Here is a 25,772-nt window from a genome sequence, read left to right as displayed (position 1 = left end):
AAAAATTCAGCAGCATGTTCTTCAGGAAAAAACACCGGGAGCAGTCCCTCTTCAAAATATTTTCATTTTACAACCAGCACGTCAATCCCGATGTGCCGGTGTTCCAGAAAGCCGTGTTCGAAAAGTTCGGTTTCAGCATCAACCATGTATTCGATAAACGTTTCAGCCATGGTGACTTCCTCAACCACATGTGCCGGAATGTAACCGATACCGACTACCTCATCTGTTTCGACATCGACTGTATCCCCACCACGCCGCAGTGGATGCAGCTGCTGCTGAACGACCTGCTGGAGCCCCGCACCATCGTGGGCGCGGCGCAAACCGCCAACCACCTCCGCGATGCGAAAAACCTGTACGTATCACCGTTCTTCTTCGCCATTTCCACGGCATACCTGAAGGAGCTCAATTACCCCGACATGAACATGACCGCCGACATGGACGCCGGCCAAAACCTGACGGAGCGCATCCTCGCCGGTAACGGGCAGGTGAAATACTGGTGGCCGACGCATATCGAGGAAGAAAAATGGTACCTGCACCACCCCGAGCATAACAAATTCGGATTGGGCACTACCTATAACGACGCCATTTATCACGCCTTTTATTCCCGCGACAATATCTCGGCACGGTTCATTGAAAAATGCAGGGCGGTACTGGAGGGATAACATTTAAAGGGAGAGATCTGAAAGCCACTTCCGTTGCCGGCTCAGGCTGGTGAAGATATCTGAAAGCACATTCAGCCCCTGCATGCCTGCTTTACGACAAACATCAGTCTTTCAGGTGCAGAAACGTTCTGATATACCCGAGCATTTCCATTTTTTGCGCATCCGTGGCACCGTCCCACATATCGTTATGACGGGTGGCCGGCAGTTTCACCACCTGCATCCGGTACCGCGCCAGTTCTGTTGCGCCGGGGATTACGCCGCTATCCGCCGGCTGGTCGCTCGAGCGGAGGGATAAGATGCGGGGCCTTGATGCGCGTGGAAAGGGCATGCGGCGGTTGTCGAGAGAAATTACGTTGGCCACCAGTTGCGGATGTTCCCGCGCAAACAGCATGCTCATATCGCCGCCATTGGAATGGCCGATCAGTAGCATGTTTTTATAATCCAGGCCGGGCTGTTTTTCCTTCAGGTCGTTGATCACAAAAAGAATGCTCTCCGCGCCCCTTTTCCAGAAAGGCATCCTGACTTCATAGGGTTTGCCCGCGGTGGGCATAGCCGTATCGCCCGGGAGATCGTGCTGGATACTGATCACATAATAGCCGTTTGCAACAAGGTACTCCGCGATGAAGGCATATGCACCATACCCTCCGCCATACCCGTGGCTGATGATGGCGGGCCGTAGTTTGTCCGTTTGGCCGGCGCCGTAGATGAGCAGCGGGATGGGGCGCCGGCGGGCGGCATCATACAGACTGTCGGTTACCGGTACTGTTTTCTGCAGCTGGGCCGATGCTGTCAGGCAATTGAAAATAACAAAGGCAAGGAGGAAAAAGCGGCATGATTGCATGCATCGAAATTATAGGAAAAAACACATTCCGGTGCCTATTTTTTACAGTTGCGGCCAACCTGTCGTGATGGGTTGGAACACCCTGTTATCTTGCGCCGGATCCGGCTTTTCTTCCATTGCGCATCCGTCAGGCCCCCCATGCCCAGATTGTCCGGCGGCCTGTTAATCCTCCCGCAGCCGCTCATCGGTATAGGTGATGGCGGTTTTACCGTGTGGCGCGGGCACTCCGTTCCCGTCCACGCTTACGAACACGATCTTGTCGATGGTGAGGATGGTTTTGTGGGTGATTTTGTTCCGGACCTGGCAGGTAAGCGACAAAGAGGTGCGGCCGAAATGCGTGGCCTTGATGCCCAGTTCCACGATATCGCCCTGGCGGGCGGAGTTGATGAAGTTGATCTCCGACATGTATTTGGTCACGCAACGGTTGGTGCCCAGCTGGATGATGGCGTAAATGGCCGCTTCCTCGTCGATCCATCGCAGCAGGCTACCGCCGAACAGCGTGCCGTGCGCATTGAGGTCTTCCGGCTTCACCCATTTCCTGGTATAAAAATTCATTATATATGATTTGAATGCAGCGCAAAATTAGCTAAAAATTACGGGTGCGGCACCGGCCGGAAATGGCTTATCTTTGCAAAAATTTATTCATGGGAATTGCAGATAAACTCTTTCAGATGAAAAACGAAAAGGCAGCAGCGAACTTAAAAGCGGGACAGGAATTCCTGGCCGCCAACCAGCAGAAACCAGGCATCGTAACGCTCGACAGCGGCCTGCAATACGAAGTGCTGAAAGAAGGCGACGGGCCCAAACCCTCCGCCAGCAGCAAAGTAACCTGTCATTACCACGGCACCCTCATCGACGGCACCATATTCGACAGCTCCGTACAGCGCGGCCAGCCCGCCACTTTCCCCCTGAACATGGTGATCAAGGGCTGGACGGAAGGCCTGCAGCTGATGCCGCAGGGCAGCAAATGGCGCTTTTTCATCCCGCCGCACCTGGGCTACGGCGACCGTCAGGTGAGCGCGCAGATCGGCGCCAACAGCACCCTGATTTTCGATGTGGAACTGCTGGGGATCAGCTAAACCGTTTACGCCTCCTCACGGCGTATTGACCTTCGAACCATATGGCCCCGCCATTACATAAACAAACAGCCTGCGCTCCATGGGAACGCAGGCTGTTTGTTTTTTATGATCACCGCCGGGTTTATGCCGTGGCGGCTTCCTTGTTGTATTTGTTGCGGTATTCTATCGGCGAAAGGCCGGTCACGCGTTTGAATACGGTGCGGAAGGCTTTGGTGTCGGAATAGCCCACATCGTACATCAGTTCGTTCACGCTCTTGCGGCTGGTTTCGAGGGCCTTTTTGGCCGCTTCCATTTTCACGCGCTGAATGTATTCCACCACGGTGTTGGACGTCGCCTTTTTGAACCGGCGCTCCAGGTTGCGGCGGCCCAGGGCGAACATGGAAGCCAGCTGGTCGACCGTGATCTTTTCCTGCCAGTTTTTCTCGATGAACTCCTGCGCTTCCAGAATGGGCGTGTCTTCATGCTCTTTCTGCCCTTTGAAGATGATGAACGGCGACTGGCTGTAGCGGTCGGGGTCGATCATGAAGGTTTTGGAGATCAGCACCGCCACATCGCGGCCGGCGTATTTTTCGATCAGGTAAATGAGCAGGTTGAGGAACGAATACGCGCCGCCGCTGGTATAAATGCCGTCTTCTTCCGTCATGATGCGGTCGTCCACCACATTCACATCGGGGAACATCTGCCTGAAGTCGTTCACCATTTTCCAGTGGGTGGCGCATTGCCGGCCTTTCAGCAAGCCCGTGCCGGCCAGGAAAAAGGCGCCCACGCAGAAGGTGGCGATTTCAGCGCCGCCCTTGTACTGGTCGATTATCCAGGGGATGAATTCCTTATTCAGTTCCATTACAATATGCGGGGGATCCTGCGTGGCGGGAATGATGATCAGGTCCGTTTTTTTGACGTCTTTGATCAGCAGGTCCGGCGTAACGGTAAAAAGGCCGTTGCGCTGGGTGGCTTCTTCCGAAATGCCTACCAGCTGTACTTTAAAGAGGGGATCCCGGTCGAGGGAGGCCAGGCAGTTATTCACTTCGGAGAGGATGTGATAAGTGCCTTCCATGTTAACAAGGCTTGTATGCCCGCGTGGAACAAGAATGGATACGTGTTTCATATCGTAAATGTAAAACAATTTATTGTCGCAATCAACCCTTACAAATGCCGTTTTTGCACCACATCCTGCACCTTTTTCTCTTTTAGCCGGAAGTAACCGCCGGTGAGGCCGCCCATCGATGCGGCAGCCATGGATAACGGCAGCGCTGCGGCGGCATAGGCGGCGAAATGAACGGGACTGTCGATACAGATCAGCACGATGCCGAAGAAAATACCCAAAGGCCAGGGCCGGAACAAACGGTAACGGATACGGCGGACTTTTTCAACAGGCGCAACATACAGGAGAATGAGCGCGGCCAGGAAACTCACATAAAACGGCGCGGCCACGGTGAAGATCACGCCCGGCGTGTCCGGCCCTTCCCAGTCTACGGCGCATCGCATGATCCACCCGATGAGCAGGGGAACAACGATGCAGATCAATACCTGGGTTGTCCGGAGAATCGGTTTCATAGCGACTCTCAATGTAATGAAAATCCGTCACTCGTGCAGCTTCACCCATTCGTTCACCACTTTTTCCAGGGCTTTTTTCTTGGCCTTCACGTCTGCCATGTCTTTGAAATACGCCATGCGGCGGTCTTTGTAATCTCCTTCCAGCAGCCCGTCGCTGTCGTGGATCATCGCGCCGTCGTGAAACACGAACACCAGGTGCACATGTTTGGTGGCGCGGGTGTGAAAGGCGGCCATGTCCTTTTTGTAAAAGAAGCTGGGCGCATTCCATTTCACACGTTCGGCGATCTTTTTATTGGCCTTCATGATGATGGCCCGTACGGCTTCGATTTCGGGTTTCAGCGGATGCTCGAGATCTTTCAGCAGCGCATTGACTTTTTCAGTGTCGTTCATATGTGGCGGATGTGAGGTTTTTAATATCGCGCACCAGCTCCGGCAAACCGCTGCTGAAGAGGTGGCCCTGGTTTTCAAATACCCGGATTGTAGCCCAGCGCAGGTCTTCGCCGTAATGTTGCACATGTTCGAAGGGCACTACTTCGTCGTTCCGGCTATGGTACAAAAAAATCCGCGGAATCCGGGGCAGTTTGCCGGCGAAATTGTCCGTGAGCATGTATTCTTCCACCTGCCAGTCGGGACTGCCCCAATACGGCGCCGCCACAATGCACAGGCCGGCAATCGGCTTTTCACATTTTTCTTCGGACAGGAATTTGAGGATCACGGAACCGCCGAGCGAATGACCTACCAGCACCACCCCATCGTCCGCCTCGTCTATTTCCCTGCCGATCCGCTCTTTCCATAACGCGTAAACGGGAAATTCGGGGTCCGGCATCTGCGGGTACGATACGGCGTACCCCGGCCCCAATGCTTCCTGCAGGCTGCGCACCAGGTCGTTACTTCCTTCATGCGGCCCCTGCGGGCCGCCGCTGTGCAGGAACAATACTTGTTTTTTCTTCATAGTTACCCTCGGTTTAAGGAGGCCTGGCCTCCTGCCCTTCCAGGTACAAATTTAAACCGATGACGGGTGCTTTATGACGTGTATTTGCGGCAAAATGAGGGGTGATTCCGACAGGGGAATCCAGGGCGGTTTCCGGGCTTCATTTGACGGATAAAGCATACCGGAAGGTGCAGCAAGACCGGCCCGCCGGAGGTCAATTCGGAAGACCTGGCGAACAAAGGGCGCCATAAATAAATGATAATCAAATCAATACCACCACGATACCCGCTGAAACCGGCCATCCTTCAGTGATCCTTCGTCGATCCTTCGGTCAAACACCGTCAAATCCGCCAGGGTCGTGGTCACGGTAGGAGAATCGCTATAGGATCGCTATAGGATCACCGAAGGATCACAGGAGGATGACACATCTGTTCCAAACGCGTTTGCGTGTTCGTGTTGTACACTGAAAAGGGCCGGCGAGTTGGTTTCCAGTCACCCCGGACGAGGAAGCACGCGTATCTCACAGGAGGTTGCGCGGCTACGGTTTCGCATTGAAATAGTTATGCATGAACAGCAGCTGGTGCTGCACCGCGCCGGTCCAGTATACCCAGTTATGCGCCCCGGGACGAACGTAATAATCGTGGGGGATGTTGCGGTAACGCAGTTCTTCGTGCAGCTTTTCATTGACCTTGAAGAAAAAGTCCTCCGTTCCGCAGTCGATGATCAATGCCAGCGCATTGGGCGTGAGCAGGTGGAGCATATTGATGACCGTATGGCTCTCCCAGCGGGCGGGCTGTTGGGCGTATGTGCCGAGGCGTTTGGCCATGTCCCAGTTATTGGGGAACGGCCGGATGTCTACCCCGCCGCTCATGCTGCCTGCCGCCCCGAACACATCCTGGTGCCGGAGCGCCAGGTACAGCGCGCCGTGGCCGCCCATACTGAGACCGGTGATGGCCCTGCCTTTGCGATTGGCGATGGTTTTGTAATGACTGTCCACCCACGCCACCAGCTCCTTTGAAACATAGGTTTCGTATTGAAAGGCCGGATCTGCGGGACTGTCCCAGTACCAGCTGCTGAAGCCCCCGTCGGGACAAACGATCAGCATGTTGTACCGGTCCGCCGCTTCCTGCACACCGGTGGCTTTTTTCACCCAGCCGGCATAGTTGTCGCTGTACCCGTGCAACAGGTATACCACCGGGTAATTTTTGGAGGCATTGTAGCCTTCCGGTTTGATCACAACGGCTTTGATATTTTTTTTCATTGCCGCGCTGTAGGTTTCCACCGTGTCTGTCTGAAAAGCCAGGGCGGCCATGGTGTTGAAGAGGCCTGCGGCGGCCAGCAACAACGTCCTGCAATAATGTGGCATCCGTTTCATGCTGTGGACGGGATTGAGTTTATCCGCCCAAAATACATATTATTTGCCGTAGATGTTATAGTAGTTGTAATCCGTCATGGGTGCATCCGTGAATCCGAGGTTGCGCCCGATGGTCACGATCTGTCCGCGGTGATAAGTACTGTGGTTCATCACCTGCACCACATAGTCGAAACCCGGGAAGTTGCATTCGAACCAGGGGTTCACCACTTTCAGCGGGGCGCTGACAAAGTCTTCCGCGAGGCCGTTGATATAATCCGCCATTTCTTCCGAATGCGCCACGATGCCGTCGAGCACTTCTTCGAGCGAACCGTTGAACGGCTCCGCATGCGGGTTTTCTTCCTGGCGGAGCACTCCCAGCCAGTAGCGCTGCGTTTGCCAGATGTGCTGCAGGGTGAGCTGGATGGTAGGGAAGCTCGAAGGCACTTCCCTGGTAAGAAGCTCCGAGGGTTTGGTGCGCAGCCAGTTGACGAGGGTTTTATTGGCCCAGTGATTATAACTCGCGTAGTTGCGCGTCAGGTAAACGATGGAGGAGCCAGGGGCAGATACAGTTAAGTTTTCAGGTTGCATGAGTGTTGTTTTTTTTATTCTGATACAAAGTAACGCAGAAGAAATGACAGCCTTATGTCAGCAGTATGAAAAAAAAGTAAAAAGATATGCCCTCGGGGAGAATTGGCGATTTTTCGCGATATTCGGCAGGTATACATTTTTAACCCTGCAAATGAATACCATGAAAAAAGCGATCGCGGCCCTGTTGCTTTTAACTGCCTTCCCGTTGTTATCTTTCGCCCAGCAGGCGGATGCCGTGGTGGGCAACTGGCTCAACGAGGAAAAAGACGCCAAAGTGCAGATCTACCGCTCCGGCGATAAATACTTCGGGAAACTTGTATGGATAGCCCGCGCGTTTGAAGACGACGGCAAAACGCCCCGGAAAGACAGCAAAAACGCCGACGCCGGGTTACGCCAGCGGGGACTGATGAACCTCGTCATACTATCCGGCTTCGGATACGACGATGGCGAATGGACCGACGGCAAAATCTACGACCCCAAAAGCGGTAAAACCTACAGCAGCAAAATGAAGCTCAGCGGCCGGCAGCTGAACATCCGCGGATATGTGGGCGTGTCGATGTTCGGGCGAACCACGGTATGGACAAGGGCCGATTAAACCCTCTCCTCTCCGGGATGCGGGTAAAAAACTACAAACAATTGTGAAAATCCGGGTAGATAAGTTTTGATATTTTCAGGACTTTTATGCAAACGTTTTATTTCAACCAAAGTAGAAATTCCACAGACGAACCAAAGACCGCTGGTTTATTCCGTTATGAAAGAAAGGCCCCTATACAAAGGCCGGTGCTGCATTGTAGTTTCTCCTTTATTTACCAATTCGCCAGACCTGATTTGTTGATGCAAGGCAACGTGTGAGCAGTCTATTTTTTTGAAAAGTACTGCAAACGATTGCAAACAAACATGTGATTGTTTGCAGCGTCGTGTATCCCGATTGTACGTTATGGAAGTCACCTTTTAATCACCAAAATTTCACACAACCAGGCACACAATTTTCCAGGTTTTTTTATTCCGCTTGTCCGTGTAAACGTGCATCCGCGTTATGATTCCGCCGTTGCCGGATCCATTCTGCCATGAGGAAAAACGCCTGGGGATTTTAGAGACAAGAAAAAACATACAAATGAAAAGAACACTCACCATGTGCGTTTGTGGAGTGATGGGCCTTTTATTGCCCGTTACGCAACACGCGCGGGCTGCAGCACCGCACCCGGCGGCAAAAGCCGGCTCCCCTGCCCACGCAGTACGCTCCCTGCCTGTATCAGGCGCTCCACGTGAAATGCTGAAACTGAACAAAGAGGTTCGCGGCCAGGTTTCCGACAGTACCGGCGCCGCCATGCCCGGCGTTACCATCCTGGTAAAAGGCATGCCCAGTATCGGCACTACCACCGACATCAACGGCAAGTACATACTGGAGGTGCCGGACAATGCGGTAGTGCTTATCTACAGCATGATCGGCTTCACATCCAAAGAAGTGCCCATTAACGGCCGGAGCGTGATCAACGTATCATTGGCCCCCGCTAACAACCAGCTGGGTGAAACCGTGGTGGTGGCGTTCGGCAAACAGAAAAAAGAATCGGTGGTGGGCTCCATCACCACCATCAACCCGGCCGAGCTGAAGGTGCCCTCGAGCAACCTGACGACGGCGCTGGCCGGCCGCATCGCGGGCGTTATCGCTTACCAGCGCAGCGGCGAGCCGGGCATGGACAACGCGGAATTTTTCATCCGCGGCGCCACCACGTTCGGGTACAAAAAGGATCCGCTCATTCTCATCGACGGTATCGAATATACAACCACCGAGCTCGCCCGCCTGCAACCGGACGATATCGCCAGCTTCTCCATCATGAAAGACGCCACCGCCAACGCCCTCTACGGCGCCCGCGGCGCCAACGGCGTTATTCTCGTCACCACCAAGGAAGGGAAAGAAGGCAAACCCAGGCTGAACATCCGCCTGGAGAACTCCGTTTCCGCGCCCACCCGCAACGTGGAACTGGCAGACCCGGTGACGTATATGAAACTGAACAACGAAGCGGTGCTCACACGTAACCCGCTGGGCGTGCAGCCTTATCCGCAAAGCAAGATCGATAACACCATCAGCGGCCTCAACCCGGTGGTGTTCCCGCAAACGGACTGGCGCAATATGCTGTTCAAGGAACGCACCATGAACCAGCGCGGCAACTTCAGCGTAAGCGGCGGCGGGCAGATCGCCACCTATTACGTGTCCGGCAGCCTCAATAAAGACAACGGCATGCTGAACGTGGATAAACGCACCAACTTCAACAACAACATCGATCTTAAAACATATACCCTCCGTTCCAACGTCAACCTGAAGATCACCAAAACCACCAGCGCCATGGTGCGGCTGCACGGTACCTTCGACGACTACAACGGACCGATAGACGGGGGCGAGATCACCTATGCCAAGGTGATGCGCTCCAACCAGGTGAAATTCCCGGCTTATTATCCCGTAGATAAGGACCACGAGTTCACCAACCACATCATGTTCGGGAATGCGGACGAAGGCCAGCACCTCAACCCGTATGCGGACATGGTGCGCGGCTACAGGGAATCGAGCCGTTCGCTGATGCTGGCGCAGTTCGAGTTGAAACAGAACCTCGACTTCCTGGCCAAGGGCCTCTCCTTCCGGGCGATGATGAACACCAACCGCTCCGCGTCGTTCGACGTTGTGCGCGCCTACCGGCCGTTCCTCTACACCGTAGGCAGCTACGACCGCCCGAGCAATACCTATAAGATCTACAACATCAACCCGGAAACCGGCTCCGACTACCTGAGCTGGGAGCCTGGCGCCAAAAACGTGCACGCCACCTTCTATGTGGAATCGGCCGTGGATTACAGCCATTCTTTCAACAGCAAGCACAACGTGGCGGGCATGCTGATTTTCATCGCCCGCAATAGACTCGACGGCACCACCACCGCCAACCTGCAGCGTTCGCTGCCGGCGCGCAACCTGGGGCTCAGCGGCCGCTTCACCTATGCGTACGACAACCGTTATTTCCTCGAAGCCAACTTCGGTTACAACGGCTCCGAACGTTTCTACAAAACGGAGCGTTTCGGCTTCTTCCCCACCATCGGCGCGGCCTGGCTGGTGAGCAACGAAGACTACTTCGAGCCGTACCGCCGCGTGGTGAGCAAACTGAAGCTCCGCGCCAACTACGGCCTGGTGGGTAACGACGCCATCGGCAACGAGGAAGAGCGTTTCTTCTACCTGTCCAACGTAAACATGGACGCCGCCGCCAAAGGCGCCCGCTTCGGCACCGACGGCGGGTATTACCGCAACGGTATTGCCATCAGCCGGTACGATAACCGCGCCATCACCTGGGAAACGGCCAAAAACTCCACCTTCGGCGTGGAATTCAGCCTCTTCGGCAAGTTCGACGCGATCGTGGAATACTTCATCGAATCGCGGTACAACATCCTGATGCCCCGCGCATCCATCCCCAAATCGATGGGCCTGCAGGGCGAAACGCCACAGGCGAACGTAGGCCGCGCCAATTCCCGCTCGCTCGACGTTACGCTGGATTACAACGCCAACATCACGAAAGACTGGTACCTGGGCCTGCGCGGCAACTTCACCTATGCGCGCAATATCTACGAAGCCTACGAAGAGCCGATGTATAACGAGCCCTGGCGTTACAGGAAAGGCCATTCCACCGCCCAGAACTGGGGTTACATCGCCGAGCGCCTCTTCATCGACGACGAGGAGGTACGCAGCTCGCCGGAACAGCGTTTCGGCGGTTTCATCACCCGTGCGGGCGACATCAAGTTCCGCGATATCAACGGCGATAAGGTGATCGACGAACGCGACCAGGTGCCCATCGGATTCCCCGACCGCCCCGAGATCGTGTACGGTGCGGGCCTTACCACCAAATACAAAGGCATCGATTTCTCGCTGTTCATGCAGGGCTCGGCCCGCTCTTCCTTCTGGATCAATGTGGGACAAACCTCGCCCTTCTCCACCGGCGCATATACTGTGGGCAGCCGGTTTATTCCGGGTGAAACGCAGCTGCTGAAAGCATATGCCGATAATTACTGGTCGGAAGAAAACCGGAACCTCTACGCCCTCTGGCCGCGCCTGAGCCCGCAGATCAACACCAACAGCGCGCAGCAGAATACCTGGTTCATGCGCAACGGCGCGTTTCTCCGCCTCAAACAGGTGGAACTCGGCTATTCACTGCCCGCGCACCTGAACCGGCGTTTGCACATGCAGAACCTGCGGCTGTATGTGACCGGCACCAACCTTTTCACCTTCAGCAAATTCAAGCTCTGGGATATTGAAATGGCCGGCAGAGGTTTGGGATATCCCGTTCAGCGTGTATTTAACATCGGCCTCCAGGTTGGTTTCTAAAACAATTTAACTGTTGAAAAGATGAAAAAGATATATAAAAAATTGTACCTGCTGTTCGTCCTGGGAGCGCTCGGCGCCTGTAATTACCTGGATGTGGTGCCGGACAATATCGCCACGATAGAAAACGCATTCACCCTGCGTACTTCCGCTGAAAAATTCCTGTTCACCTGTTATTCGTACATGCCCATGCATGGGCATTTCAACGACAACCTCGGGTTTATGGCCGGCGACGAGATCTGGCACGACGATCCGCCGAGGGATATCCAGGTGACGTTCTTCAACATCGCCCGCGGGCAACAGAGCGTGGGCTCCCCGCTGGGCAACTACTGGTCCGGCGGCCAGCGCGGCGAAGCGCTTTTTGTGGGGCTGCGCGACTGCAATACCTTCCTCGCCAATGTGGACCGCGTGCGCGAGCTCACCATGTTTGAAAGGGAAAGATGGATAGCGGAAGTAAAATTCCTCAAGGCTTATTATCATTTTTATCTGTTCCGGATGTACGGCCCCATTCCGCTGATCAAAGAAAACCTGCCCATCGCCAGCGGGCCCGATCAGGTGCAGGTGAGCCGGCAGCCGGTAGACAGCTGCGTGAACTACATCGTATCGCTGCTCGACGAATGCATCAACAGCGAATATTTACCCGAAAGGATCAACGGCACCGAAGGCACGGAGCTGGGCAGAATCACCAAACCCATCGCCTACGCCCTGAAAGCGAAAGTGCTCATCACCGCCGCCAGCCCGTTGTTCAACGGCAACCCGGAGTACGCCACGTTCAGGAACAAGGGCGACAAGGCGGAGCTTCTCTTCCCGCAGGCCTACAGCGCGGAAAAGTGGCAGCGCGCCGCCACCGCCTGTAAAGAAGCCATCGATTTCTGTCATGAGATGGGATACGAACTGTACAGGTTCCCCGGCAACAGCGGTTATAAAGTCAACGATACCATCCAGAAACAGCTCGACTACCGCGCGGCGCTGACCTCCACCTATAACAACACCGAAGTGATCTGGGCCAACACCAACAGCATGGCTACCGATATGCAGCGCTGGAGCATGCCGCTGATCGCCAACGGCGTGAGCACGGCCGGGCCGAAAGGCATCCTTGCGCCTACCATCAAGACGGTGGAAATGTATTACAGCAAAAACGGCGTACCCATCCAGGAAGACGTGACGTACGATTTCAACCGCCGTTATAACCTGCGCAAGGCAGTACCCGCCGAAAGGTTCTGGGTGAAAGACAACGAGGAAACCGTGGCGCTGCACTTCGACCGCGAGCCGCGCTTTTACGCCAGCGTTTCGTTCGACCGCGGCACCTGGTTCGGCAACTGGGTGGACAACTACGATTGCACCAAGCCTCTCCTCTATCCCCAGCTGCGCGCCACGGAGTTCTCCGCCCGCCGCGCCATCAGTAACTATTCCGTGACCGGCTACGGCATCAAAAAACTCGTGAACATCGAAACCGTGTGCGCTACGGACGGCAACATGACCAATAACATCATCACCTATCCCTGGCCCGAAATCCGCCTTGCGGACATTTACCTGCTCTACGCCGAAGCGCTCAATGAAGTGAACGGGTACAGCGCCGCCACCACGGAGTACCTCAACAAGGTAAGGGCAAGGGCCGGCTTGAAGTCTGTAGAAGAATCCTGGAGCAACTTCTCCCGCGAGCCGCAGAAATACACCAACAAGGAAGGCCTGCGCGACATCATCCACCGCGAGCGCTGCATCGAGCTGGCTTTCGAGGGTAGCCGCTACTGGGACATCCGGCGCTGGAAAACGGCGCACATCGAGCTGAACCAGACCGTGAGGGGCTGGGACATCACCCAGAAATCAGCGCCTTCCTATTACAAAGACAGGCTGCTGTTCAACCAGCGGTTCCAGATCAGGGAATACCTCTGGCCCATTGAACTGAACGAAATCACCATCAATAAAAACCTTGTTCAGAATCCCGGTTGGTAATTCCTCAAAGATTTTGAATTCATTATGCAAAAACGTGCTATTATGAAACAGTTATTCCTCCTGCTCCTGCTGGCCGTGGCCATTTATGCCTGCAAGGAAGATACGTTCTCCCCGATTTCAAAAGACGACACCATTCCCAAGCAGGTCAGCAACCCCACGGCGCAACCGCTGCCTGGTGCGGCGAAGATCTCCTATGTGCTGCCCGACGATAAAAGCCTGGCGTATGTACGGGCCGAATATGAAGTGAACGGTCAGAAGAGGGAAACCAAATCATCGTTCTACCAGCGTTCCGTTTTACTGGAAGGTTTCGGTAACACGAACGAATATACGGTGAAGCTGTACAGCGTGAGTTACGGCGAAAAAGCCTCCGCCCCGGTAGAGATCAGGGTGAGGCCGCTTGAGCCCGCCATCGATACGGTGCGGCGTTCGCTGCAGATCGTGGAATCGTTCGGCGGCATCAATACGCGCTTCCAGAACCCGTACAACGCCAACATCATGATCGGCGTGCTTCGCTGGGACGAAGCCCAGAAAGAATGGGTAAGCATCGGCGCCAACTATACCGCCCTCGACTCCGGCAAATTTTCCGTGCGCGGCCAGAAAGCCGAGCCTATCAAATTCGGGATTTTTGTGCGCGACCGCTGGAACAATCATACCGATACCCTCCAGGTGGTAAAAACGCCGATTTACGAAGAGGAGCTCGACAAAGGCAAGATCAAGGACGGCCGCGGCAAAAACTGGCCCGTTCCCCAGCGCGAGCCCCTGCCCAAAAACGGCACGCCCGTCAAAGAGCCAACCAATTTATCGAGCTGGAAATTCGACGCCATGTTCGACGGCACCATCGGCAACAACGGCTTCCATACCACCGAAAACAAGGAGGTGCCCATCTGGATACCGATGGACCTTGGTGTAAAGGCGCGCCTCAGCCGCTACAAAATCTGGCAGCGCCAGAGCGGGTATATCTATAACCACGGCAATCCGCACCAATGGGAAATCTGGGGCACCAATACGCCCACGGACCCCAACAGCTGGATCCTGCTGGACGCACAGATCATGATCAAACCTTCCGGCCGGCCCACCCTCAACGACAACAGCACCGAAGACACCGAGGTGGCCGCCAACGGGCAGGAATACGAATTCCCCATCGATGCGCCGCCGGTACGGTACATCGCCTGGAAGCACATCGACAGCTGGGCATCCGTGGAAGGGTATTACGGCCACTTCCACCTGTCTGAAATGACCATCTGGGGCCAGATTAAATAACCATCAACTCAAGCATCATGCGACTAAGGACATATATTTTGGGCATCCTGGCCTGCGGCCTGTTTGCCTCGTGCGAAAAAATGAACGACCGGCACGAAGCGTACCTGAAAGACGGGGTGATCATCTACACGGCCAAGGTGGATTCCCTCAAGGCCTTCCCCGGCCGCAACCGCGTGGCCCTCAGCTGGCTGCTGGTATCCGACCCGAAAATCGACAAATGCCGCGTGTACTGGAACAGCGGGAGGGATTCCCTGAACGTGCCCGTGCAGCGCACCGGCGGGGTAGACACCATCCGGGTAACGCTCGACAATCTGCTGGAAAACATCTACACCTTTGAAGTGTATACGTACGACAATGCCGGGCATTCTTCCGTGAGAGAAAACGTCATCGGTACGGTGTACGGCGCCAACTACGTCGCTACCCTCTACAACAGGCCGCTGCGTACCGCGAAATACATCACCGCTTCCAAATCCGCGCAGATCGCGTGGTTCGGGATAAGCCCGCAGGCGGTTGCGGTGGATATCGAGTACACGCATATCAACGGCAGCACGGTGAGCAAGCGGGAGATAGCCGTAAGGCCGGACCCCTTCAAACCGGCCGCCTTCGCCGATACCACGTTGCTGCCCAACTATAAACAGGGCACCAATATCCGGTACAGGACCGCATTCAAACCGGTACCCACTGCCATCGACACGTTTTTTACCGTGTACGATACGCAGCCCGTTCAATAGACTGAGCGGCCACCCCGAACGGCGGCCGCTCCCCTGCTTATGTAACAGCACCCGAAACCGGCCTCCATGGCCGGTTTCTTCTTTTCCCGCCCCGCCCGTGACCGCTCCCGTTCACACGTTATGGCTACAATTCAAAGGCATTCCTCCACAATTCAACGGATAATTGATGGCGCCCCGGCAACGGGAGCGCACTTTTGCGTTAAATGCCATTTTGAATGAAACTTTTAATGAACCTAATCATCATGAGCGCGCTTTTCATACAGCCACTGTTTGCCCGGCAGCCGCTGGCCGGCGAGTTTAAACTGGTTAAACAGGCAGATAATATCTTCCTGTACGAACGCTGGATCGACGCGCCGGCCACAGGAAAAGTGAGGGAAATCAAAGCCGTGTTCCTCGTCAGAACGAATATCCCTTCCATCGTACGCCTGCTTAAGGATCCGGCGCGCGGCAAAGAATGGAACGCCAACGCCAAAGACTACCGGATCATGCCGCAGCCGGAAGAAAACCGGTGGATCAGTTATATCCAGTACGATATCCCCTGGCCCTTCGACGACCAGGACGCCTGCCTGGCTTTTCATTACCAGAACAACGAAGTGAGCTTCGAAAGCACGCAGAACGCCGCCTTCCCCGTGGCGGACGGCATGAGCCGCATCACGGGCACGCGGGGCAAATGGGTGATGGAAAACATGCATTCCGGCAACGTGAAAGTGACTTATTTCATCACCACCGACCGGAGCAAAAAGATCCCCCGCTGGGTGTCTGACCCCATCGTTCATAACAACCTGTTCAAAACCATGGCCCAGTTCAAAAAGCTGGCGGAACGGTAAGCTCGCCTAAGGATGGGTGATGAAAATGGGGACATTGAGCATGCGCATCATATTGCGGGCGTTACCGGGGTTAAAGAAACGGGAAAAGGTATTGCGGCCGTAAGCGCCCATCACGGCCACGCAGTCTTTTTTATCCTGCAGGTACCGCCTGATCTCCGCATCCGGCAGGCCGTTGAGCACCAGGAAGGTGACGTCGGTGAAATAAAAACGCAGGTAATCATTCAGCAGCTGCTCGTTCGGGATAATCGGGATGCCTTTTTCGGGGACATAGATCACGGTGGCCTTTTTGCCGTTGAGGTGCGGGAACAGCTGCATGAATTCGCGGATGGCGTATACGGAGGAGTAGCTCCCGTTGTAGGTGAACACCACTTCTTTAAAAAGCCCGGTTTCCGCCGGCAGCACCATCACGGGGCATTGCGCATCGGCCGGCACATCCTTGATGAAACCGGGCACATCCGCGTCGTACAGGTTGTTCAGCGACGTTTCCCGGTCAATGAGCAGCAGGTCCGCAAACCGGCTTTCCCTCACGATCTCTTTCAGGGCGATGCCCCTGCCCCGTTGCAGTTCCGCTTCTATCCCCCGTTCGCCGCACTCGCGCTGCAGCGCGGTGAGGTCTGGCAGCGGCGCATCCGGGGCGGGCGTGTTACGGCCGGACTCCCCATCCAGCAACAATACTTTTAGCCGCCCCTTCAACAGTCCCGTAACGTATTGAAAAGCATCCAGTTGCTCTTCCCTGAAATGCAACGCGTCAACAACGGCTACTATCCTTTTCATATAATTCGTGCAATGGTTTAATTCCACTGCCAAATTAGGTAGCCGCCTCCCCGTCAGCAATGATGCCCGACAAGGGTTGACGTGACGGTCATCATCAGTTCATCATCCGGCCCAGTTTACGGAGGTCGGTCAGGTGGATCTCGCCCTCCTTGATATCGATGAGTTTTTCGTCGCGGAAGTCGCCCAGCGTGCGGATCAGCGACTCTTTGGCCACCCCGGCCACGGCGGCCAGGTTATCGCGGCTGATGTCTATGCTGAAGTGGGCACTGTTGCCCGGGTTGTATTTGGTGTTCAGGAACAGCAGCGCGTCGGCCACTTTTTTCCGGAGGGAGTTATAGGCCACGCTCAGCAGTTGCCGCTCGTTGTCCGCGATGTTGCGGGCCAGCAGGTGCATGAACTTTTTCATGACGTCGATGCTGTTGAAGGCCAGCTCTTCGAAATCTTCCCGGGGAATGACGGCCAGCTCCGTTTCTTCGAGCGCTTCGGCGTTTTCCTTGTAAATCCCCGCTTCCAGCAGGGCGGTATATCCCAGGAAGTCGTTTTCGTTGTAGAGGCCGGTGATGATTTCCTTGCCGTCGTCGTTGCGCTTGCAGGTTTTCACCTTGCCTTTGAGGATGAAGAACAGGTAGGCGGGATGGTTGCCTTCGGAATAGATCACTTCTTTTTTCCGGTACCGGTTGATGTTGCGGCCTTCCTTGAGGTCTTCCAGCAGGTCTTTCCCGTTCACGGTATGCATCAGCGTATTGAGGCCGCTGAGATCTTTGGTCAGTTCCTGTTTGAGGCGGGTGGCTTTTTTCAGCCGGCCTTCGATGGCGTTGAGCAGCTCGATGGGGTCGAAGGGTTTGGTGATGTAATCGTCCGCACCCATTTCCATGCCCCTCCTTACCTCCGACCGTTCTGCGCGGGCGGTGAGGAAAATAAAGGGGATACTGCTCATTTCTTCGTTTTTGTTCAGCAGGTGCAGCACGCCGTACCCGTCGAGCACCGGCATGGTGATGTCGCATATCACCAGGTCCGGTTTATGTTCCATGGCCAGCTGCACGCCTTCTTTGCCGTTGGCGGCCGTCAGCACTTCGTAATTGGCCATTTCGAGAATTTCCGCGGTGTTGGCGCGGATGTCGGAATTGTCTTCTATGACTAGGATCTTTACAGGCATAAAAAAGTTATAGGTTGAACAGAACTGTAAATGTGGTACCCTTCCCCAGTTCGCTTTCACAGGTAATGCTGCCGTTCATGAGCTCGGCGTATTTGGCCACGATGTGCAGCCCGAGGCCGGTGCCCTGCACATCGTCCGCATTGCTGCCCCTGAAAAAGCGTTCGAACAGGTGCTGCTGGTCCTCTTTGGAAATACCCGCGCCCCTGTCCCGGATCTTTAAGCTGAATTGTTGCCCTGCGCACCGGGTATCGACCTGGATCAGCGTGCCGGACGGGGAAAACTTGATGGCGTTGGACAGCAGGTTCATCACGATGTGTTTGAGCAGCGCCGGGTCGAGGGACAGCTGCACATCGCCTTCGTGATGATATTCCACCAGTTGCTGCGCCTTGCGGAGGCCCTGCATTTCGGCAATGATATTGGTGACATGCTGTTTCACGTCGAAATCCGCATACCGCACCTGTATCTTCCCTTCCTCGATCTTGCCGACGGAAAGAAAATCATTCAGGATGTCTGTCAGCATATTGACGGAGGACACGATGCGCTGCGTATGTTTTTCGCGTTGTTCCTGCTCCTCGGCCCTTTTATACCGCGACACGAGGAAGGTGGACGACAGAATGGTGCTGAGCGGCGTCCGGAATTCGTGTGAAGCCAGCGATACGAAGCGGGACTTCAGTTCGTTGAGCTCCCGTTCTTTTTCGAGCGCCAGGCGCAGCTCGTTTTCCGCCTGTTTACGCTCCGAAATATCGATGGCGATGCCCAGGTAACCGCTGATGAGCCCATCGCCGTCGCGCAGGGCCGATACGGTGAGCGTAACGGGGAAACGGCTGCCGTCTTTGCCGAGGTACTGCCATTCCAACTCGCTGGGCAGGTTCTGGCGGGCTTTGGCCACGATGGTATCGAATCCGGGCAGCACTTCCTGTTTCAGCTGCGAAGAAAAGAGCGCGGCCCTTTCCGCCACTTCGCCCTCGTCGTGAAAAAGGGTCAGGCTGTGGCGGTTCACCACTTCTTCCGCCGTATACCCCAGCTGCTGCTGTGCGGTGGGGTTGAACAATTTGATAATGCCTTCATTGTCGGTGGCGATGATGATCGCTTCCGCGTGGTTCCAGATGCTGCTGAGAAAACCGTTGACGCGCTGCAGTTCGGAATCTTTCGCCTGCACCTCTTTCATCTGTTCGCCCAGCTTTTTGACGGTTTCCGAAAGCGATTCGGTGCGTTCCGCCACTTTCATCTCCAGCTCCGCGTTGAGGCGTTTCAATTCGTTTTCCGATTCCTTGCGGTAGGAAATGTCGCTCACAAACGCGATCACATAATCGCCGTTGCCGGTGTTGTATGCGCCCAGGCTTACCTCTACCGCAATTTCAACACCGTCTTTTTTCACGCCGAACAGTTCCAGCCCGGCGCCCATGGGACGACTGCGGGGCTGTGAATGGAATTTTTCACGATGGCCCACATGCCGGTGACCGAAACGGGCCGGTATCAGCTTCTCTACCAGCTGGCCCACCAGCTCTTCTTCCGCGTACCCGAACTGCGTCAGCAAAAAGGGATTCGTCAGCACGATCTTCCCGTGCGCATCCGTCACCAGGATACCGATGGTCGCATTTTTGAACAAAGCGTCAAAACTGATCAGACTTTGTGTTTCTTGCTGCTCCGCCATTGTTTTGTTAATCGTTAGTAAAGGTAAATCTAGTATTTTTTTATAACACGTGCCGGTTTGAACACGAGCGCTTAACAATAAAACAGCCGCATCGGCCATTTACGGCTGTTTTGCGCGGTGAAGGTACCCGGGGCCCCATGCCGGAAAAATGACGATCGTTATGCCTGAAACTGATTTTAATTGGTTAACATTGCAGTCCCACCAGCCCGGTGAGTGCTTCGAGTCATAGGCCGCATATCCATGAATGACGACCTTTATAACACAAACGAATTTGCATATGGCTTCCGCACATCCAACCACTCCGGGCGCAGGGAGGCGGCCGTGGATATTACCACGGACATTCACTCAGGCAGGCATTATTTATCCAGCGCACCGGCATTACCACATCCCGAAAAGTTACGGCCTGTTTATTGCTGGTAATTTATGATATTGATTTACCATTAAACCCTGTTTATATGCGCACGGAGCAATTTCAAATTAATGTGAACTATGATGGCAAAGACCTGCAATTACCCGTAAAAATTGCCAAGGAAGGCCTGTATTATGCCATCAGCGTGGAGGTAGACGGGGCGGAGATATACTTCTCCCACGACGGCCGCCATGGCCTCCGTCCATTATGCCATCGCGAAGATTTCGACCCCCAGTTCTTATATTTACTGGGAAAGGAAATCGAACACCAGAGCTAGTCATCCAACCATAAAAAACGGGCCTTAGCGGCCCGTTTTTATTTCTTTCACCAACACCATGGTACAATTGGCGGTAGACCGTATCCTGATCTCCTTTGCCGCCCGGTATTCAGGGTCGTCATAACACGCCAGGGCCGCCTCCTCCGACGGAAACTGTATCACGGCATTCATCGTCCGCGGCGTGCCTTCCACCGCCCTTCCTTCCGTATCCGCCGCCAGTACAACGGCCCCGTAGCGGTACATCACCGGCAATGCCGCCGGCGGGTAAGTACTGAACAGTTCCGGATCGGTAATGTCGTAACTGTTGACATAATAGACTTTCATCTTAATAAACGTATTCGGGTGGTGTAATCTGGTTGCAGCGAAGATAGGTAACCGCCTGCCCGCGGTGATGGGCGATGTGGTGCAACGTGCTGTGGAAGCCGTTTACAGCCGCCTCGTCCATTTTTTTGCCCTTGACGGATTGTTCCAGCGCCCAATACGCCTCCTCCAGGGCTGTGCGTATGGCTGTTTTACCGCGTTCCGGCGCCGGCGGCGCCCATTCCGTTTCTTCCATGCGGATATAATTCTGTTCCCACCAGTGAATGCCGTAGGCAATGTGGTGCATTAATTCCCCAAAATTCCACACCTGCTCCACAGGTTTGAACCCGTATTTTGAGGCAGGCATAGCGTCGGCTACGTCGAGGGTGAATTGCCGTGAAGTTTTTAAAGTCTCCAGCATTTGTGCGTTCATAAAATAAGCGGTTTGGTTACGGCACAAAATTACCGGGGCGGGCCGGCGGGGAACTAAGGAATCTTGCTCATTTTAAATGCGGGCGCAGCGGGCGATGGATGGATGGGACGGGCGGAAAGCGAGGCTGGTGCGGAGCATCGTCACCTGAAAAATGAGACATCGGTTTTTAATGCAGACGAAGTTCTTGCGCGGCGATAGTCCGAGGGCGAGCAGCGATACCGCTGGCGGAATGCGGCCACAAAATGCTCGGCGCTGTTGAAACCGCTGGCAAAGCCGATATCCGCCACCGGCTGAAAGGTGTTCTGCAACAGGATGGCGGCGTTTTTCAGGCGGATGGCCGTGAGGAACTGATGCGGCGAACAACCCGTAAAGGATTTGAAGATGCGGCTGAAATGAAAGGGGCTGATATGACAGTGCGCGGCCACTTCCTGTAACGAAACGTCCTGCACAAAGCGTTCGCTCATATAAGCCTTCGCTCTTTCCACGGTTACGAGATGGTTCTTTTTGAGGCGGTCGTTCAGCTTTTCGTTCGGGCGGTACAACGTAATGCTGCCCAGTACCTGCTGCGCCATTTCCAGCACCAGCTGGTCGATCTGCAGCTGGTTGCGCTGCCTGGCCTGCAACAATTGCAGGATGTGAAAATGGGTGTACTCCAGTTCAGGGGAAGCCTGCAGCAGGGTGGAATGAAGGTCGTTGCTGCGGAAGAAACGCGTGCGACCGTACAGTTCCCGGATCTCCCGGTAAGCGCCGTCCGAAAAATCGAAGATGGTGCATTCGTCGGGCACCGTGTGCACATGCGTGACGGTACGGTCGTAACCCGGCTTGGTGATGAGGAAGCAGCCGTTATAGGAATCCAGGGAATTGCGGAACACATTAAACAGGAAGTTCCCCGTTCTGACGAAACTGATGGTGAAGGTATCGGACTGTTCCGGCTTTGACGTATGGCATTCCGTACACCGGCATTTAAAATCCAGTATCCGGTACAGGCCCGATGTAAAAAGCGTATGGATATCAGCTTCCATGTATCAAAATTACAGAATATATCGCAGGATAATTTCCGCGGGCCTTACGGCTCAAAAACCAGCACGCTGCCTTTAAGGTGCTCCAGTTTGGTAAAAGCGGCGGTTTCGGTGAAACCCGCATCGAGCCACGGTTCTTTGCACTGCGGGTTGGCGTACAGCACTTTCAGGCGGCGCGGCCGGCGGTGAAGGGAGGCCATCACCTGCGCGATGAAAATGGCCATCATGTCGTCCGTAAAAGGATTGAACAAAAAGATGACGCCCACCGTGTCCGGCACGGCATAATCGCGCACGTTCATACAGATCACTTCGGCCGAGAGTGCCGGGTGCCGTGCCTGCAACTCGTCAACGAGGCGCATGGCCGCGGCGCAGAGGCGCGGGGAAAAATCAATGCCGGTTATTTTCGTGAAGCCATGCGCGGCGGCGATCGCCAGCACCCTTCCCTTGCCGCAGCCGACGTCTAAAAAATGGACGGAGATATCGGCGGGCTGCAACTGGCCGAACAACCAACCGGCGGAGTAATAATTCACCGGCTCGTACCAGGTGGCATGCCGGCGGTCGTCTTTGGAGAGCGCGTCTTTCAGATTGTACGTGCCGGTGGTGTGGATGCCGTACTGCCGCTCGCCGGCCATTTCGTGCCTGATCACGAACCAGGCCAGGTTAAAATTCCAATGCCAGCCGATATACAGGAAATAATAAAAATACAACATGGCAGCCATGGGTTTAACTGACCGAATATACTGTATTTCAACAAGATGAAGACCGCTACATACAAACCTCTGCGATTATTTGTATTTTACCGGTACAAATGCCGCCCCATGAACTTTCTCAATAAACTCTTCGGCAAAGCGCCCGTGCAAATCCGTACCTACGACGAATTCTGGAAATGGTTCGCCGCGCATGAAAAACAGTTCCATAAAACCGTCAGGAAAGGCGAACAGATCGAAACGCTTTTTTTTGACAAACTGAGCCCGGTACTGCACCAGCTGAATGAGAACTTTTATTGCCTCACCGGTATGTACGACGATGATACGGCGGAGCTGGTCATTTCCGCGGAAGGGGAAATCAAGGCATTTGTGTTTGCGGAAGACCTGGTTGCTGCCGCACCGCCAATGCGCGGCTGGCGGTTCACGGCCCTGAAACCGGCCATCGGCCTCGATACCGGCATCCGCATGAGCGGCTACGAGTTCAATGCCGGCAATATCAGTTTTTATAATAGCGGGGATGATGCATTTCCCGACGAAATCGACATCACCTTCGTGCACCAGGAGTACGACGAGGACAATAAGGACACCATCGGCAGCGGTATCCAGATATTTCTCGAAAACGCGCTCGGCGAACTGACGGCCAGCATGCAGATCGACAGCATGCGGTTTGGCGCGGCCAACGGCAACACCCTGATCCCCGTTGCTAAATTATCGGAATACCTTACCTGGCGCGAAGCGGAATTCGTAGAGAAATACAAAAACACCCAATGGGACGGCGACGGCGCTTTTTCGCTGCTGGAGGCGCAAGACGAATACAATATGCCCATTTTCGCAGCGCTCAACACCAGCCTGCTGCAGTGGCAGCACAAACCCTCCCACCCCTGGCTGCTGGTGCTGGAAATCGAATACGCCTATGATGAAAACGGCCTGCCGAACAATGCCGCGCTCGACTTATTGAACCAGCTGGAAGACGAACTGCTGGCCCGGCTCGAACCGGCCGGCGCGCCGCTTTACCTGGGCCGCAAAACAAACGGCGGTTCGCGCATGATATATTTCGCCTGCCGGGAATTCCGCGAAGTGTCCCGGCAAACAACCGCATTCATCCGCCAACACCCTGAGCATACCATCCATTACAGGATTTTCAAAGACAAATACTGGATGACGATGGATATGTTCGACATCTCCCCGTGAAGGGCATACGTCTGATGCCGTTTACAGTGCGGCTGCAACCTGGCGGATGATCGTGAATCAGTTCAACATTCCCCCATGAGCGCCCTCCGGGGCACCATATTTGTATTCTGGAACCCAAAAAACACCATGTATGAAAAGCATCAGGCGCAATATCTCCACCGGCATTCCCGCCATGCAGGCATATGCCAGGTTTGTACATGAACTGAACAACTGGTGGCCCCGGCAATATACCTGGGCGCAGGACAAACTCCAGCAGATTTCCATCGACGGCTGCCGCGGCGGCTTCTGCCACGAAACGGGGCCATACGGGTTCCGCTGCGACTGGGGCCGGGTGATCGACCTCGACGCGGGCGACCACATCGTCTTCAGCTGGCAGATCAGCCCCAAACGTACACCGGAACCGGACCCCGATAAAGCCAGCGAAGTCAGTGTGCGTTTTTTACCCGAAGCGGTGGAATTCGAGCACCGGTATTTTGAACGGCACGGCGAAGGCGCGGAGGAATATTTCAAAGGCATGGATTCCCCGGAAGGATGGGATTATATCCTGAAATGTTTCGCCGATTACTGCAAAGCCAAACCGGAAGTGCCGGATATCGAATAGCGTAGTTTACGCCAAGCCGCCATTGCCGTCACTGATAAAAGCCTGCCATGAAAAGACCCTACAAGAAAGCAGATCTTCCCGTATCGGACATTCGCCGCTTCCTGGAGCCGGGCCCTGTCGTGCTCGTCAGTTCGCACTACAAGGGCAAAAACAACATCATGACTATGGGCTGGCATACGGTGCTGGAGTTTTCCCCATCGCTGATCGGCTGTATGATCACGGCCGCCAATCACAGTTTCGGGATGATCCGCCAAAGCGGGGAATGCGTCATCAATATTCCTACGGCAGATATGATCGGCACCATCATCGGTATCGGCAACACCCACGGCACACGGGTCAACAAGTTTAGAAAATTCGGATTGACGGCAGAACCCGCTGCTACCGTAAAAGCGCCGCGGATCAAAGAATGTTACGCCAACTTCGAATGCCGGCTGGCAGACAGGAAGATGCTCGACGATTATAACTTTTTCATTTTGGAAGTATTGAAAGCGCAGGCCGCCACTTACCCCCGATACCCTAAAACCGTACATTACAGGGGCAATGGCGTGTTTATGATTTCAGGAAAACACGTGGCGTTCCCGGAGAAGTTCAAACGGGGGAATCTATAAACCGGCTCGCTTCCGGATTGTTCTCCGGACAACAGGGCGCGGCCCTGTCCCGTCATCCGCATTGCCCTGTTTCCCTCACATTATATTGTATAACTACTTCATGGCAACCATGAAACAACCGTAAGCATGGGTGTAAACTGCCCTGTTTCCCCATATTACATTATATACCCACTTCACCGCCCCCATGAAACAACCGTAGATGCACCGCAACCGCCTTTTCCCTGCGAAACAACCGCACTTTAGCCCAAATCCGGCCAAAATCACCAACGGCGGTCATTCCCCGGCTGACGGCCGTCACCGTTTTCCGTCCATGTACCATGTTCGTGTCAGGATGAGGCTCATCCAATCCTTTGACAGCCGTCCTTTTTTACGGCTCCCCACGGATCTATCTTTGTGTCATAATGATTGAGTGAAGTAAGTACGAACAACAAGACCATCACGGTCTCACACCACAAGTTAGGATTTTCCACACCCCGATTTCCGATGGTTCCTCCAAAAGAGCTGCGATA

General features: G+C 54.7%; 27 protein-coding genes. 12 read left to right on the top strand and 15 right to left on the bottom strand.

The annotated features are described in order from the left end of the window. The first annotated feature begins 14 nt into the window (after window positions 1-14). Entirely contained in the window at window positions 15-662 is a 648-nt protein-coding gene (locus EGT74_RS26505; protein ID WP_123849624.1) for a hypothetical protein, read from the top strand. A 103-nt stretch (window positions 663-765) separates the two neighbouring features. Here the strand turns inward: EGT74_RS26505 and EGT74_RS26500 are convergent, their stop codons facing one another. Beyond that, window positions 766-1,503 carry an alpha/beta fold hydrolase gene (locus EGT74_RS26500; RefSeq protein ID WP_123849623.1) on the bottom strand — a complete coding sequence of 246 codons (738 nt, stop codon included), beginning with the start codon at window positions 1,501-1,503 and terminating at the stop codon, window positions 766-768. Window positions 1,504-1,665: 162 nt separating this feature from the next. Further along, a complete protein-coding gene (locus tag EGT74_RS26495; protein ID WP_123849622.1) occupies window positions 1,666-2,058 on the bottom strand; it encodes an acyl-CoA thioesterase in 393 nt (130 codons plus the stop codon). Between the two features lie 62 nt (window positions 2,059-2,120). Here EGT74_RS26495 and EGT74_RS26490 point away from each other — a divergent pair, with 62 nt between their 5' ends. Then, a complete protein-coding gene (locus EGT74_RS26490) occupies window positions 2,121-2,582 on the top strand; it encodes an FKBP-type peptidyl-prolyl cis-trans isomerase (RefSeq protein WP_317126731.1) in 462 nt (153 codons plus the stop codon). A 121-nt stretch (window positions 2,583-2,703) separates the two neighbouring features. Here EGT74_RS26490 and EGT74_RS26485 read toward each other — a convergent pair whose 3' ends face one another. The 6 genes from EGT74_RS26485 to EGT74_RS26460 all read right to left on the bottom strand — a co-directional run bounded on the left by EGT74_RS26485 (window position 2,704) and on the right by EGT74_RS26460 (window position 7,009). Beyond that, window positions 2,704-3,687: a GlxA family transcriptional regulator gene (locus tag EGT74_RS26485; protein ID WP_123849620.1), complete on the bottom strand. Its 984-nt coding sequence runs from the start codon at window positions 3,685-3,687 to the stop codon at window positions 2,704-2,706. A 38-nt stretch (window positions 3,688-3,725) separates the two neighbouring features. Continuing rightward, window positions 3,726-4,136: a hypothetical protein gene (locus tag EGT74_RS26480; RefSeq protein ID WP_123849619.1), complete on the bottom strand. Its 411-nt coding sequence runs from the start codon at window positions 4,134-4,136 to the stop codon at window positions 3,726-3,728. 27 nt (window positions 4,137-4,163) lie between these two features. After that, window positions 4,164-4,526, bottom strand: coding sequence for a DUF1801 domain-containing protein (locus tag EGT74_RS26475; protein ID WP_123849618.1), 363 nt, complete (start codon window positions 4,524-4,526; stop codon window positions 4,164-4,166). After that, window positions 4,513-5,088: an RBBP9/YdeN family alpha/beta hydrolase gene (locus EGT74_RS26470; RefSeq protein ID WP_123849617.1), complete on the bottom strand. Its 576-nt coding sequence runs from the start codon at window positions 5,086-5,088 to the stop codon at window positions 4,513-4,515. The genes EGT74_RS26475 and EGT74_RS26470 overlap by 14 nt, the downstream gene beginning before the upstream one ends. 517 nt (window positions 5,089-5,605) lie before the next feature. Next, window positions 5,606-6,442, bottom strand: coding sequence for an alpha/beta hydrolase (locus EGT74_RS26465; RefSeq protein WP_123849616.1), 837 nt, complete (start codon window positions 6,440-6,442; stop codon window positions 5,606-5,608). A 39-nt stretch (window positions 6,443-6,481) separates the two neighbouring features. Next, window positions 6,482-7,009: a DinB family protein gene (locus EGT74_RS26460; RefSeq protein WP_123849615.1), complete on the bottom strand. Its 528-nt coding sequence runs from the start codon at window positions 7,007-7,009 to the stop codon at window positions 6,482-6,484. Window positions 7,010-7,169: 160 nt separating this feature from the next. On the opposite strand from EGT74_RS26460, the gene EGT74_RS26455 reads away from it, so the two are divergent. The 6 genes from EGT74_RS26455 to EGT74_RS26430 all read left to right on the top strand — a co-directional run bounded on the left by EGT74_RS26455 (window position 7,170) and on the right by EGT74_RS26430 (window position 16,134). Then, window positions 7,170-7,604, top strand: a complete 435-nt coding sequence (locus EGT74_RS26455; protein ID WP_123849614.1) for a DUF2147 domain-containing protein — start codon at window positions 7,170-7,172, stop codon at window positions 7,602-7,604. A gap of 519 nt (window positions 7,605-8,123) precedes the next feature. Continuing rightward, a complete protein-coding gene (locus EGT74_RS26450; protein WP_246008311.1) occupies window positions 8,124-11,366 on the top strand; it encodes a SusC/RagA family TonB-linked outer membrane protein in 3,243 nt (1,080 codons plus the stop codon). 21 nt (window positions 11,367-11,387) lie between these two features. Beyond that, window positions 11,388-13,316 (top strand): RagB/SusD family nutrient uptake outer membrane protein, encoded by a 1,929-nt coding sequence (locus tag EGT74_RS26445; protein ID WP_123849613.1) that lies wholly within the window; start codon window positions 11,388-11,390, stop codon window positions 13,314-13,316. 42 nt (window positions 13,317-13,358) lie between these two features. Continuing rightward, window positions 13,359-14,576 (top strand): DUF5000 domain-containing lipoprotein, encoded by a 1,218-nt coding sequence (locus tag EGT74_RS26440; RefSeq protein ID WP_123849612.1) that lies wholly within the window; start codon window positions 13,359-13,361, stop codon window positions 14,574-14,576. A gap of 17 nt (window positions 14,577-14,593) precedes the next feature. Continuing rightward, complete coding sequence (locus EGT74_RS26435) at window positions 14,594-15,307, top strand: DUF4998 domain-containing protein (protein WP_123849611.1); 714 nt, start codon at window positions 14,594-14,596, stop codon at window positions 15,305-15,307. A gap of 227 nt (window positions 15,308-15,534) precedes the next feature. Next, the gene (locus EGT74_RS26430; protein ID WP_123849610.1) at window positions 15,535-16,134 is read left to right on the top strand and encodes an SRPBCC family protein; all 600 of its coding nucleotides are present in this window, start codon (window positions 15,535-15,537) and stop codon (window positions 16,132-16,134) included. Between the two features lie 6 nt (window positions 16,135-16,140). Here EGT74_RS26430 and EGT74_RS26425 read toward each other — a convergent pair whose 3' ends face one another. From EGT74_RS26425 to EGT74_RS26415, 3 genes are all read right to left on the bottom strand, one after another. Next, the gene (locus EGT74_RS26425; protein WP_123849609.1) at window positions 16,141-16,908 is read right to left on the bottom strand and encodes a universal stress protein; all 768 of its coding nucleotides are present in this window, start codon (window positions 16,906-16,908) and stop codon (window positions 16,141-16,143) included. A 94-nt stretch (window positions 16,909-17,002) separates the two neighbouring features. Then, entirely contained in the window at window positions 17,003-18,064 is a 1,062-nt protein-coding gene (locus EGT74_RS26420) for a response regulator (RefSeq protein ID WP_123849608.1), read from the bottom strand. A 7-nt stretch (window positions 18,065-18,071) separates the two neighbouring features. Then, complete coding sequence (locus EGT74_RS26415) at window positions 18,072-19,718, bottom strand: sensor histidine kinase (RefSeq protein ID WP_158618312.1); 1,647 nt, start codon at window positions 19,716-19,718, stop codon at window positions 18,072-18,074. A gap of 455 nt (window positions 19,719-20,173) precedes the next feature. On the opposite strand from EGT74_RS26415, the gene EGT74_RS26410 reads away from it, so the two are divergent. Then, window positions 20,174-20,404 carry a hypothetical protein gene (locus EGT74_RS26410; protein WP_123849606.1) on the top strand — a complete coding sequence of 77 codons (231 nt, stop codon included), beginning with the start codon at window positions 20,174-20,176 and terminating at the stop codon, window positions 20,402-20,404. Window positions 20,405-20,428: 24 nt separating this feature from the next. Here EGT74_RS26410 and EGT74_RS26405 read toward each other — a convergent pair whose 3' ends face one another. From EGT74_RS26405 to EGT74_RS26390, 4 genes are all read right to left on the bottom strand, one after another. After that, window positions 20,429-20,728: a DUF1330 domain-containing protein gene (locus tag EGT74_RS26405; RefSeq protein ID WP_123849605.1), complete on the bottom strand. Its 300-nt coding sequence runs from the start codon at window positions 20,726-20,728 to the stop codon at window positions 20,429-20,431. A gap of 1 nt (window position 20,729) precedes the next feature. Further along, the gene (locus EGT74_RS26400; RefSeq protein ID WP_123849604.1) at window positions 20,730-21,137 is read right to left on the bottom strand and encodes a DinB family protein; all 408 of its coding nucleotides are present in this window, start codon (window positions 21,135-21,137) and stop codon (window positions 20,730-20,732) included. A 140-nt stretch (window positions 21,138-21,277) separates the two neighbouring features. After that, complete coding sequence (locus tag EGT74_RS26395) at window positions 21,278-22,159, bottom strand: AraC family transcriptional regulator (protein ID WP_123849603.1); 882 nt, start codon at window positions 22,157-22,159, stop codon at window positions 21,278-21,280. A gap of 44 nt (window positions 22,160-22,203) precedes the next feature. Then, the gene (locus tag EGT74_RS26390) at window positions 22,204-22,866 is read right to left on the bottom strand and encodes a class I SAM-dependent methyltransferase (RefSeq protein WP_158618311.1); all 663 of its coding nucleotides are present in this window, start codon (window positions 22,864-22,866) and stop codon (window positions 22,204-22,206) included. Window positions 22,867-22,974: 108 nt separating this feature from the next. On the opposite strand from EGT74_RS26390, the gene EGT74_RS26385 reads away from it, so the two are divergent. From EGT74_RS26385 to EGT74_RS26375, 3 genes are all read left to right on the top strand, one after another. Then, a complete protein-coding gene (locus EGT74_RS26385; protein ID WP_158618310.1) occupies window positions 22,975-24,054 on the top strand; it encodes a DUF695 domain-containing protein in 1,080 nt (359 codons plus the stop codon). Between the two features lie 130 nt (window positions 24,055-24,184). Beyond that, on the top strand, window positions 24,185-24,655 hold the full coding sequence (locus EGT74_RS26380) for an SRPBCC family protein (protein ID WP_123849600.1): 471 nt from the start codon (window positions 24,185-24,187) through the stop codon (window positions 24,653-24,655). A 47-nt stretch (window positions 24,656-24,702) separates the two neighbouring features. After that, the gene (locus EGT74_RS26375; RefSeq protein ID WP_123849599.1) at window positions 24,703-25,263 is read left to right on the top strand and encodes a flavin reductase family protein; all 561 of its coding nucleotides are present in this window, start codon (window positions 24,703-24,705) and stop codon (window positions 25,261-25,263) included. The last annotated feature ends 509 nt before the right edge of the window (window positions 25,264-25,772 follow it).

Source organism: Chitinophaga lutea, from assembly GCF_003813775.1.
Taxonomy (GTDB): domain Bacteria; phylum Bacteroidota; class Bacteroidia; order Chitinophagales; family Chitinophagaceae; genus Chitinophaga; species Chitinophaga lutea.
This window is presented reverse-complemented; position numbering and strand designations above follow the sequence as displayed.

Excerpts from the sequence above, each read along its gene's own strand:
- EGT74_RS26400 (WP_123849604.1), bottom strand. The coding sequence starts at position 21,137 with ATGAACGCACAAATGCTGGAGACTTTAAAAACTTCACGGCAATTCACC.
- EGT74_RS26485 (WP_123849620.1), bottom strand. The coding sequence starts at position 3,687 with ATGAAACACGTATCCATTCTTGTTCCACGCGGGCATACAAGCCTTGTT.
- EGT74_RS26475 (WP_123849618.1), bottom strand. The coding sequence starts at position 4,526 with ATGAACGACACTGAAAAAGTCAATGCGCTGCTGAAAGATCTCGAGCAT.
- EGT74_RS26450 (WP_246008311.1), top strand. The coding sequence starts at position 8,124 with ATGAAAAGAACACTCACCATGTGCGTTTGTGGAGTGATGGGCCTTTTA.
- EGT74_RS26440 (WP_123849612.1), top strand. The coding sequence starts at position 13,359 with ATGAAACAGTTATTCCTCCTGCTCCTGCTGGCCGTGGCCATTTATGCC.
- EGT74_RS26490 (WP_317126731.1), top strand. The coding sequence starts at position 2,121 with ATGGCTTATCTTTGCAAAAATTTATTCATGGGAATTGCAGATAAACTC.
- EGT74_RS26385 (WP_158618310.1), top strand. The coding sequence starts at position 22,975 with ATGAACTTTCTCAATAAACTCTTCGGCAAAGCGCCCGTGCAAATCCGT.
- EGT74_RS26405 (WP_123849605.1), bottom strand. The coding sequence starts at position 20,728 with ATGAAAGTCTATTATGTCAACAGTTACGACATTACCGATCCGGAACTG.
- EGT74_RS26435 (WP_123849611.1), top strand. The coding sequence starts at position 14,594 with ATGCGACTAAGGACATATATTTTGGGCATCCTGGCCTGCGGCCTGTTT.
- EGT74_RS26480 (WP_123849619.1), bottom strand. The coding sequence starts at position 4,136 with ATGAAACCGATTCTCCGGACAACCCAGGTATTGATCTGCATCGTTGTT.
- EGT74_RS26455 (WP_123849614.1), top strand. The coding sequence starts at position 7,170 with ATGAAAAAAGCGATCGCGGCCCTGTTGCTTTTAACTGCCTTCCCGTTG.
- EGT74_RS26430 (WP_123849610.1), top strand. The coding sequence starts at position 15,535 with ATGAACCTAATCATCATGAGCGCGCTTTTCATACAGCCACTGTTTGCC.
- EGT74_RS26460 (WP_123849615.1), bottom strand. The coding sequence starts at position 7,009 with ATGCAACCTGAAAACTTAACTGTATCTGCCCCTGGCTCCTCCATCGTT.
- EGT74_RS26495 (WP_123849622.1), bottom strand. The coding sequence starts at position 2,058 with ATGAATTTTTATACCAGGAAATGGGTGAAGCCGGAAGACCTCAATGCG.
- EGT74_RS26395 (WP_123849603.1), bottom strand. The coding sequence starts at position 22,159 with ATGGAAGCTGATATCCATACGCTTTTTACATCGGGCCTGTACCGGATA.
- EGT74_RS26375 (WP_123849599.1), top strand. The coding sequence starts at position 24,703 with ATGAAAAGACCCTACAAGAAAGCAGATCTTCCCGTATCGGACATTCGC.
- EGT74_RS26465 (WP_123849616.1), bottom strand. The coding sequence starts at position 6,442 with ATGAAACGGATGCCACATTATTGCAGGACGTTGTTGCTGGCCGCCGCA.
- EGT74_RS26380 (WP_123849600.1), top strand. The coding sequence starts at position 24,185 with ATGAAAAGCATCAGGCGCAATATCTCCACCGGCATTCCCGCCATGCAG.
- EGT74_RS26445 (WP_123849613.1), top strand. The coding sequence starts at position 11,388 with ATGAAAAAGATATATAAAAAATTGTACCTGCTGTTCGTCCTGGGAGCG.
- EGT74_RS26500 (WP_123849623.1), bottom strand. The coding sequence starts at position 1,503 with ATGCAATCATGCCGCTTTTTCCTCCTTGCCTTTGTTATTTTCAATTGC.
- EGT74_RS26505 (WP_123849624.1), top strand. The coding sequence starts at position 15 with ATGTTCTTCAGGAAAAAACACCGGGAGCAGTCCCTCTTCAAAATATTT.
- EGT74_RS26425 (WP_123849609.1), bottom strand. The coding sequence starts at position 16,908 with ATGAAAAGGATAGTAGCCGTTGTTGACGCGTTGCATTTCAGGGAAGAG.
- EGT74_RS26470 (WP_123849617.1), bottom strand. The coding sequence starts at position 5,088 with ATGAAGAAAAAACAAGTATTGTTCCTGCACAGCGGCGGCCCGCAGGGG.
- EGT74_RS26390 (WP_158618311.1), bottom strand. The coding sequence starts at position 22,866 with ATGTTGTATTTTTATTATTTCCTGTATATCGGCTGGCATTGGAATTTT.
- EGT74_RS26415 (WP_158618312.1), bottom strand. The coding sequence starts at position 19,718 with ATGGCGGAGCAGCAAGAAACACAAAGTCTGATCAGTTTTGACGCTTTG.
- EGT74_RS26420 (WP_123849608.1), bottom strand. The coding sequence starts at position 18,064 with ATGCCTGTAAAGATCCTAGTCATAGAAGACAATTCCGACATCCGCGCC.
- EGT74_RS26410 (WP_123849606.1), top strand. The coding sequence starts at position 20,174 with ATGCGCACGGAGCAATTTCAAATTAATGTGAACTATGATGGCAAAGAC.